The organism is Streptomyces sp. MBT53 (genome assembly GCF_016654115.1).
Taxonomy (GTDB): Bacteria; Actinomycetota; Actinomycetes; order Streptomycetales; family Streptomycetaceae; genus Streptomyces.
Window position 1 is genome coordinate 63061 of the sequence record NZ_JAEQAZ010000022.1, and the last position, 8630, is coordinate 71690.

The 8630-nt window shown below is 67.7% G+C and carries 6 protein-coding genes and 2 pseudogenes; 2 read left to right on the forward strand and 6 right to left on the reverse strand.

From position 1 onward, the window contains the following. Nucleotides 1-99 precede the first annotated feature (99 nt). A pseudogene (locus tag JHN45_RS54675) lies at nucleotides 100-324 on the reverse strand (threonine dehydratase); the annotation flags it as partial. 683 nt (nucleotides 325-1007) lie between these two features. Further along, nucleotides 1008-1241 (reverse strand): hypothetical protein, encoded by a 234-nt coding sequence (locus JHN45_RS11250; protein WP_201048904.1) that lies wholly within the window; start codon nucleotides 1239-1241, stop codon nucleotides 1008-1010. Nucleotides 1242-1910: 669 nt separating this feature from the next. On the opposite strand from JHN45_RS11250, the gene JHN45_RS11255 reads away from it, so the two are divergent. After that, a complete protein-coding gene (locus JHN45_RS11255) occupies nucleotides 1911-4253 on the forward strand; it encodes an alpha-L-fucosidase (protein WP_201048905.1) in 2343 nt (780 codons plus the stop codon). A 334-nt stretch (nucleotides 4254-4587) separates the two neighbouring features. Here JHN45_RS11255 and JHN45_RS11260 read toward each other — a convergent pair whose 3' ends face one another. Together JHN45_RS11260 and JHN45_RS11265 are read right to left on the reverse strand one after the other, a co-directional pair. Beyond that, the gene (locus tag JHN45_RS11260) at nucleotides 4588-4968 is read right to left on the reverse strand and encodes a hypothetical protein (RefSeq protein WP_201048906.1); all 381 of its coding nucleotides are present in this window, start codon (nucleotides 4966-4968) and stop codon (nucleotides 4588-4590) included. A gap of 65 nt (nucleotides 4969-5033) precedes the next feature. Then, a complete protein-coding gene (locus JHN45_RS11265) occupies nucleotides 5034-5372 on the reverse strand; it encodes a hypothetical protein (RefSeq protein ID WP_201048907.1) in 339 nt (112 codons plus the stop codon). 7 nt (nucleotides 5373-5379) lie between these two features. Here JHN45_RS11265 and JHN45_RS11270 point away from each other — a divergent pair, with 7 nt between their 5' ends. Beyond that, complete coding sequence (locus JHN45_RS11270; protein WP_201048908.1) at nucleotides 5380-5595, forward strand: hypothetical protein; 216 nt, start codon at nucleotides 5380-5382, stop codon at nucleotides 5593-5595. Between the two features lie 536 nt (nucleotides 5596-6131). On the opposite strand, the gene JHN45_RS11275 is transcribed toward JHN45_RS11270, so the two are convergent. Continuing rightward, nucleotides 6132-7157, reverse strand: a complete 1026-nt coding sequence (locus JHN45_RS11275; protein WP_307783077.1) for an alpha/beta hydrolase — start codon at nucleotides 7155-7157, stop codon at nucleotides 6132-6134. A gap of 287 nt (nucleotides 7158-7444) precedes the next feature. After that, nucleotides 7445-8630, reverse strand: a pseudogene (locus JHN45_RS11280) (ATP-binding protein); the annotation flags it as partial.

The following is an 8630-nucleotide window of genomic DNA, read 5'->3' on the forward strand; positions in this document are numbered from 1 at the left end:
GCGGCACCGCACCTGTCGTCATGTCGGGTCACGGCATGAGAAGCCGCCTTCGCTTCCCAGCCAGAACTCCTGGGTTGAGCCTCGGGACCTGCCGAGGGGAGCCGTACCGACCCAGCGGTGACAGGCGTCTACGTCGACGTTGCTGCCGCACACGATGGTGACCACGGGTCGGCCAGCGAAGCGGACGGGATGGGCCGCCAGCGTGCGCCCGTCGTCCCCAATGGTGTCGGCGGAGTCGGTGGTGACGACACGTCGTCGGCGCCACGAGTGTGTCAGCGCCGGTGCGCCCAGCGGCTGGACGCGGATCACCTCGGCTTCGGGTGCCGGCCTTCCTGCCGTCTCGTGTCACCTCAGCGGTGACCTGCACGCACAGCGCGATGAGCATCTCCAGGAAGCCCGGGCCGCTGCCGACCACTGTGGCGGCACGCTCGTTGGCGGCCTCGTAGGAGGAGGCCACGTACGCGCCCGATCACCCGGGCCACCAAGGAGACGAGGCGGGCCGCGGGGCGGGCCGGTGTACTGGCGTCCTGCGCAGACATGGTGCGGCCCCGCGCAGTCCAGCAGGCGCGGCATGCCGCACGCCAGGTCCAAGCCCCCGTGATGTTTTCTGCGCTCCCGCAAGAAGGCTGCTGGACGCCGGGACCGGCACGGCTGTTCACCCTGTCGAAAGTACGACCTGGGGGCGCCGGCGCCGGTGTCGCCGGGCGCGTCTGCGTCCGCACGGGTTCCGAGGGTGGTGCGACAGTCGCGGCACGCGAAGGCATCGTGCTGAACGCGAGGACCGTACGGGCGCTCGCGGCTTCGTCCGGTCGGCACCGCAGGCCGCGAGGATCCCCCCGAGCACGGCAAGGCAACGAGGAGTCCCACGAGAGCGGCCGACACAGCCGTGACGATGCGGCCAGGACGACCCGACTGCGCGCCGCCGGGCGCGTCACACCAGGCCCCGCTTCCGCCGCCGTCCTTGCTTCGCCACGGCTACCTCCGCAGGGTCTCCCCCCTCTGGCCAGTCAGGACGGTCTGGCGTTGTCGTCGCCCCATTCCTCCGGGCCACCCCCACGCCACTCGATCAGGCCGGACTCGGCGACGTACGACTCGTCGACGTCCTCGATCCCGGCCCTGCGCAGGAACTCGGCGATGTCCCGCAGCGCGTAGGCGCGGCCGAGAATCTCTCCGTCGACGCGCACGCGCCGGCCGCCTTCCTCGTCGGGCGGGTACACGACCACGGGCATCACGGAAGCCATGCCGCCAGCGTCACCCCATCGGAGGCAGTCCGCATCCCGACCCGTCCGTACGGACGGCAGCTCCCAATCAGAGGCGAGGGACACGGAGCGGTTCCCTTCCCGTCGCCCAGTTGTGACTGTGGATGTGACGACCGATCCGGCAGCCTCCACGAGGACGGCAGGCCGGAGACGAAGTTCGCCGCCGGGCCGAACCTCACGCCGACGCCCCAGGTGACCGGCCCCCGGTAGCTGTCCCTCACGGATTGCTGCGGGCCCTCGATGTGGTGCGGAGCTTCGCGAACTGACTCTCGGTGGTCTGCTCAGCAGCCTCCAGGGCGCCTTGGAACCGAACTGTCAGACGCTCCGCCATCTTCTCCTCGCCCCGTTCGAGTTCAGCCCGCAGCCCACGCCGCGACGCCTCCAGATCTTGGGAGTGCTGCTCAACAGTCGGCACCCCCACCGTTCCCTCGGCGGTCAGATCTGGAGGGGAGCGGCCCGGTCCAGCTCGCCCGGATGCAGGGCCTTCCGCCATGGCGCGCGGGGGTGCGACCGAGATCCACCAGAAACCGGCCGAGCAGCACATGCAGACGAGTCATCCTATGAATCCCTCCAACTCCCGTCTCTGTCCGCACCATTGACAGTACAGCTGCCCCATTCAATCATCAGACATCCGAGGAATTGGAGCCGCTCATGAGTACGTATCCGAGACGTCAGGTCCTGGGCGCCGTAGCCGGAGTCGCCGCAGCAGCAGCCCTTCCCCTCACCTCAGCCACCGCCGCACACGCCGCCGAACTCGCCACCACCGCGTCCGGACCCTGGGTCCCCGTCCCCGAGCCGGTCCCCGTCCCACTCGACAGCCTCTACGACAACGACGGCATCGACACCGCCTCCGCGCGCGGCGGCGACTTCGACGGTTCGGGCTACACCTTCCCTGGCGAGGAACTCCCCACCGACCGCGTCGAGGTCGACGGCATCCCCTTCCTCTTCCCCTCCTCGGCCGCAGGCGCCAAGAACAACGTCGTCGCGATGGGCCAGCGCGTCGAACTGCCCCAGGGCCGCTACCTGTCGGCCGTCTTCCTCACCTCGGGCAGCTACGGCAACGCCTCCGGCAACGCCACCGTCCACTACGCCGACGGCTCCACCACGACCGCAGGCCTCGGCGGCGCCGACTGGTACGCGGCCGGCGGCTCGCTCGACGCCCCGTACCGCTACCAGCCGGACGGCACCAAGGACCAGCACAGCGTGGGCATCGGCACCTCGGAGGTCTGGCTCGACCCGCAGCGCGAGGCGGTCGCCCTCACCCTCCCGGTCACCAACCCGGCCCAGGCGGGCAAGACCTCCCTGCACGTCTTCGCCCTCTCCCTCCAACCCGCCGCCCAGGGAAGGGCGTTGGCCCTGCGCGACGCCCACTCCACGAACTCGCTGCTGGAGTCGTCCGGCGCGCAGAGCGTGGAAGCGACGGTCGTGAACGCCGGTACGGTCGCGATCCTCCCGGGCGACGGAGTCTCCGTGCGTGTCGACGCCGAGGGCGCCCGTACCGTCGAGTCCGCCCGCGTCCGACGCCTGGACCCCGGTGAGCGTGCCCGCGTCCGCGTCGGCATCCGCAGCGGTGCCGCGCCCGGCACGGTGCGGGACGGCACGGTGACCGTGACCGGGCGCGGATCCCAAGTGGCGGTGTCCCACGAGCAGTTGACCCTCGGTGTCGCCGACTACCGTCCCACCGGGACGTCCCTGGCCGGGCATCAGGCGCCGTACTGGTTCCAGGGTGCCAAGTTCGGCATCTTCATCCACTGGGGCGTGTACTCGGTGCCCGCCTGGGCGCCGGTCGGCAAGCAGTACGCCGAGTGGTACTGGGACCAGATGCAGGACCCGAACAACCCGACGTACGCCTACCACCGGGACACCTACGGCGAGGACTTCGCCTACGACGACTTCATCCCGCGCTTCACCGCCGAAAAGTTCGACCCGCGGGCCTGGGTGGAACTGTTCCGGGACGCGGGCGCCCAGTACCACGTGCTCACCTCGAAGCACCACGAGGGCTTCGCGCTGTGGGACACGAAGGTCTCCGACCGCAACGCCGTGAAGATGGGCCCGAAGAGGGACCTGGTCAAGGAACTCTTCGACGCCTCACGCCGTCACACGCCCGAACTCCACCGCGGGCTCTACTTCTCGATGCCGGAGTGGTTCAACCCCGACAACCCGTGGATGGGCCACGCCCCACGCAATCCGTACACCCTTCAGCCGGTGCCGTACACCGGATACACCGCGGGCAAGGACTTCGTGACGGAGTATCAGGCACCGCAGATGCTCGAACTGATCCACGGCTACGACCCCGAGCTCATCTGGTGCGACATCGGCGGCGCCAACGACAGCCTCGACGTGCTGGCGGAGTACTTCAACCACGCCAAGAACCGCCGCCGTCCGATCGACGTGACCGTCAACGACCGTTCGGGAATCGCCTTCCACGACTTCACCACGCCCGAGTACACGACGTACGAGAACACCGTCGTCGCCAAGTGGGAGTCCAGCCGGGGCCTCGACCCGTTCAGCTACGGCTACAACCGGGCGACCCCCGACGACGGTTACATGACGGCCGAAGAGGTCGTGCGCAACCTCGTCGACATCGTGTCGAAGAACGGCAACTTCCTTCTCGACATCGGCCCCCGGGCCGACGGCACGATCCCCGAGATCATGCAGACCCGGCTCCGCGAGACGGGCCGCTGGCTGCGCGTCAACGGCGAGGCGATCTACGACACGACGTACTGGTCGAGGATGGCCCAGCTCGGCGACGACCTCAGGTTCACGGTCCGTCCCGACGAGGCCTTCTACATCCACTCGCTGGCCGAGCCCGGCGCGAAGCTCACCGTCGAAGCTCCGATCCCGATCCGCAGCGGCGACAAGGTGACGATGCTCGGCCACGACCGCCCCTTGACATGGAGCCTCAGTAACGGCGCGCTGGTGGTCGACGTCCCCGAAGCCGCACGCAGGGCGGGGCAGCACGCGTGGGTGTTCAAAGTGCATTGGCGTGCCTGAGACCCGACGGACACCCGTGCACGACCGGTGGTCGCGACGGCATGACGCCGTTCGCGCACCGGCGGGCACGGGTCCGACCAGGCAGTGGCGTAGTTGTCACGGAAACGCGGTCACACCGCGTGGCGTGCGCAGGGACAGTGGGCGGTGGACCTGGACCGGCCGACGATCCGACCATGTCGTCGTGGGGAGCCACTGCGGCTCTCTTTCCGGCCTGCCCTGCCGCCGTCCGCGTTGATCATGGTTGAAGCAATCAACCTGATACGCGCCCACACAGAAGGAATACCTGTTCGACTGTCATCGAGGCAGCCAGTTCAAGTGCGTCATGAATTCCGTACTACTCGGGTCCGGCGTCGGAGTCGTCTTCGGAGGTGGAGCCGAACCCTAGGCATGCGACCACTTTGAGCGGTTGCGGATCGAGGTAGAGGGGGAACAGGTATCCGCCTCGTTCGCGATCGTCCACGCAGGCCACGAGAAGTCCCTGATCGCCTTTCTCCGCGAGGTTCGCAAGACATTCATCAACCCCGACAGTCGGCTTACGGCGCCGCTGCAGGCTTCTCACCCTCCCGCGAAGAATGCCTCGAAGCCTCGACGCCGGAAGGGGTTCGAGCCAGATCTCGAAGGACGCTCCAGAAATCAATGCGTTCTTGGCCTGGATGTCGGCCTCGGAGTCGGAATCGAATGCGGCGATCACTTCACTAGCGGAAACTTCACTCATCTCCTGGCCTCCTGACGGGTGACCAGGTGTCCCCGAGGTCGAAGCTTATGTCGTCGGCCATCACTTCATGAGCGATGAGCGATGAGGTGCTCGTCCTCGAAGAACCTTTCATGGCGCGTTCCGTGGATCTGAATGATCCTTGACCGATCGACGCCTTCCACCCTGACACGCAGCATCACACCTTCCCCGACGTACGTGTCGCCCAGGTTTTCGGCGCCGAACTGAGCGACTTCGGGATCCGCCGACCATGAAGTAGAGATGGTATCGGTCAAATTGCCGCCAGTGTGATCATCGACGTTCGTGCTGGTTCCGCGGGGAACCGCCCGACCTTCCGCAGCGGTGTTGTATTCATGGTGTCCCTTGGCGAGCCCGCGGTACAAACCGTTCGATCCCACCCGCACCACGCACATCATGCTCGTGGAGTTCCCGTCGGACTGGACCGGGCATAGCAGCACTTCCTTCGTTGAAACAACGATCACCATCCGGCACGAGGACGTACGTCTCTACCTCATCGAAGTAGCGGAGTTCAACGCGATCCTCGACGAGGGCCACGAAGAGGCAGAGAACGAGAAGTGGGCCTTCATCATCCTCGACGACGACTGGCTTAAACAGCACCGCGTCCACTGACAGGCAAGGAGAGGGGTGATCAACCCCTCCCCTTAGCAGCCTCCCGAGCGGAGGCGCGATCGTTGTTCAGAGAAGGCGTGTTGTCGCAGGCCGTCTCTTACCTGTCGTGGCTGGAGTCGGCGCACCACGAGGTCGAGGCGCTCGTCCGGAAGGTGTTGGGCGCGGCGGCAGCCGAGTCCATCGACTGGCGTCGCCCGCGGATGGTCTGCATCGGCAGCCAGCCTCTCCCATCACGACCGTGTGGCCGTGCAGCGGCTACCCGAGCGGATCGACTTGGTGCGCTACCGCGTCTTCGAGGGGGACCTGCTGAGCCTGCTGCTCGTGGACTCCTCGCCCGGTTCGCCGAGTGCTACTTTGTCTCGGCGGAACAGGGAGCGGAACGCAGTTGCCAGCAGCGTCTCGGCGGCCCCGGTGGTCCCCGTATCGGCGGGGCCCAGCCTCGTCCCTGACTGCCTGCGGGACCTGCACGCGGAGCTGGACGACGCTCTCACAGCGTGGGGCGAGGTCGAAGTGGCACCCCTTCGGCACTACATCGCCTACCGGCGGCTGATGAACGTGGCGCCGGTGATCTTCCGCCCGAAGCACGAGGCGGAGTCGACGCCGTGGCCACGAACGTCGTCGGCCCACCGGCTCCAGACCGCGCGGGGATCTCCGTACAGCTCTTCCAGGTCGTCTTGGAGGGACCAGAGGATCAGTGCCGGGCAGGCGACACGGGCACCGGCGGTCCGATCGGCCTCCTCGTGCCCGCAGCCGACGGTAAATCCGGCGCGATAGGGCTCGAGCATCGCCCGCACGACATCGGAATTGCGCGTGGCCCGCCGCCACTCGTCGTAGTTCTCCTGCCCCATCACCATGGGGTCACCGTGGTACCAGCTGTCGGGATCGGCGGTGATGACCCGCTCGGGGATGTCCGGCTGTGCGAAGAAGAACGAGCGCCACCACCGGGTGGCGAACTCGGCGGTGATCCGCGACAGATGCTCCGTCGCCGGCACACAGTCCACGAGCGCGATCCGGGAGACGGTCTCCGGGTGGTCGAGCGTGAGACGTAGCGCCATAGCGCCCCCACGGTCGTGCCCCACCAGCGCGAACCGGTCATGCCCGAGGGGCGCATCACGGCCACCACGTACCCGGCCACCGCCCGCTTGGAGTAGCCCACGTGGTCCGCCGTGACTGCGGCCCCCTGGAGCGCCCGTACCCCTCAGATCGGGACAGACCACAGCGTGCCCGGCCTGGACGAGCAACGGAGCGACCCGGTGCCACGTCGCCGATGTACTGGGATGACCGTGCAGCAGCACCGCGGGCGGGCCGGCGCCCCCGAATCGGACGAAGGCGGAAGCCTCACCGACATCGACGGGCACCGACTCGAAACCCTCGAACGCCCTGCCTCCACCCCTCAGCTCAGGTATCACGTGCCCAGGACTCGGGGCGACGGCGAAACGGTCAGGACCCGACCGGCGTGGCAGGGCTGCTGTCGTAAGTCTTCTGCACGAGAGGCTGTCGGTGGCCGCCGTTGAGTCGGCGGGGAGCCGGTGCCGGTAGCGTCGGTCCTCGCCCAGCAGCACCTGCGCGGTCCCCTCGGAGATCGGCTCGGGGTCGTACTGCTCGTGCGGGAAGGCGAATGCGGTGGAGTCGGGCGCCGCCCCAGGTGAGCACGACAGGATCGAAGACGGTTCGTAGCGCCACTTCTTCGCCGCGGCTCACAGGTCAGCGGCGACGCAGCATCATGACGACAAGGACGATGACAATAATGACGACGACGGTACCTAGACCGATATACACGATTTCCTCTTTCCTTCGGGGAGCAGCACTCACCAGTGCCGCAGAACTCGAGTGCCCCCGTCACAGCCTTTCAGCCCTCCGGGAACCAGGTGCCGGCGCGCGTCGCTTCAGGCATCGTTGACGGTTCTGTCACCTTGGGAGGCTCGCCGGCGAGGGTGAAGGTGATCCGGGCGCCGTCCGTCGAGTCGGGATCGACGGAGATGGTGCCGCCGTGGAATTCGACGATCTTCTTGCACATGGCCAGGCCGATGCCGCTGCCGTCGTAGGCGTCCTTGGTGTGCAGCCGCTGGAAGATCACGAACACCTTGTCGGCGTACTCGGGGCCTTTGCCGATGCCGTTGTCGGTCACCGTGAACTGCCACAGGTCGCCGTCCTGAGCGGCGGAGATGTGGGTGGCTGGTGGTCGGCCGGGGTGGCGGAATTTGACGGCGTTGCCGATCAGGTTCTGCCAGAGCATGCCCATCTGGGTGGGGTCGGAGACCAGCGAGGGCAGCGGCTCTTGGGTGATGGACGCCCCGCTCTCCTCGATGCTCAGGCTCAGAGAGGACAAGGTCTGCCGCAGTACCGCACTGAGGTCGACGCGGTGGAGTTCGTGGTGGACGCGGCCGACGCGGGAGAAGTCGAGGAGGTCGCTGATGAGGACCTGCATCCGGTTCGCGCCGTCGACCGCGTAGTCGATGTACTGGTCGGCCTTGGCGTCGAGTTGGCCCCCGTAGCGGCGTGGAGGAGTTGGGTGAAGCTGGAGACCTTGCGCAGCGGCTCCTTTAGGTCGTGGGAGGCGACGTAGGCGAACTGCTCCAGTTCGGCATTGGAGCGTTGCAGGTCGGCCGCCTGGGCGTGGAGTCTCCCGCGTGCCTCGTCGGTGAACGCCAGCTCCCGTACCAGGCGTCGGCGCATGAAGTCGATCTCGCCGCTGAGCCGGCGCGGGTTCGCCGGCCCGGTGGGGGCGATGGGATGGCGGAAGTCACCGCCGGCGATGGCGCGGGCGTCCGCCCCGAGTTGTCCCAGGGGTGTGGCAATGCCACGGCGCAGCCCCTCGAAGACCAGCACGCTCAGGGCGGCGATGACAAGCGCGATCGCGGCGAAGACCCAGTTGCGGCGCAGCCGCATCGTGGACGAGAGGTCTCCCGCGGTCTGTGTCCGCTCCGCCCGGAGCCGCTTCTGCCGTCCGGTCAGGGCGCCATGGAGCGCATCGAAATCCGTCTTTCCCCCCGCGGCGCGTTCGGCGGCCAGCGGCGGGGGGGTGCCTCTATGTC

What these genes read in the sequence shown, in the direction of transcription:
- JHN45_RS11250 (WP_201048904.1), bottom strand. Translation starts at nt 1,241, where the DNA reads ATGGCTTCCGTGATGCCCGTGGTCGTGTACCCGCCCGACGAGGAAGGC.
- JHN45_RS11255 (WP_201048905.1), top strand. Translation starts at nt 1,911, where the DNA reads ATGAGTACGTATCCGAGACGTCAGGTCCTGGGCGCCGTAGCCGGAGTC.
- JHN45_RS11260 (WP_201048906.1), bottom strand. Translation starts at nt 4,968, where the DNA reads ATGAGTGAAGTTTCCGCTAGTGAAGTGATCGCCGCATTCGATTCCGAC.
- JHN45_RS11270 (WP_201048908.1), top strand. Translation starts at nt 5,380, where the DNA reads ATGCTCGTGGAGTTCCCGTCGGACTGGACCGGGCATAGCAGCACTTCC.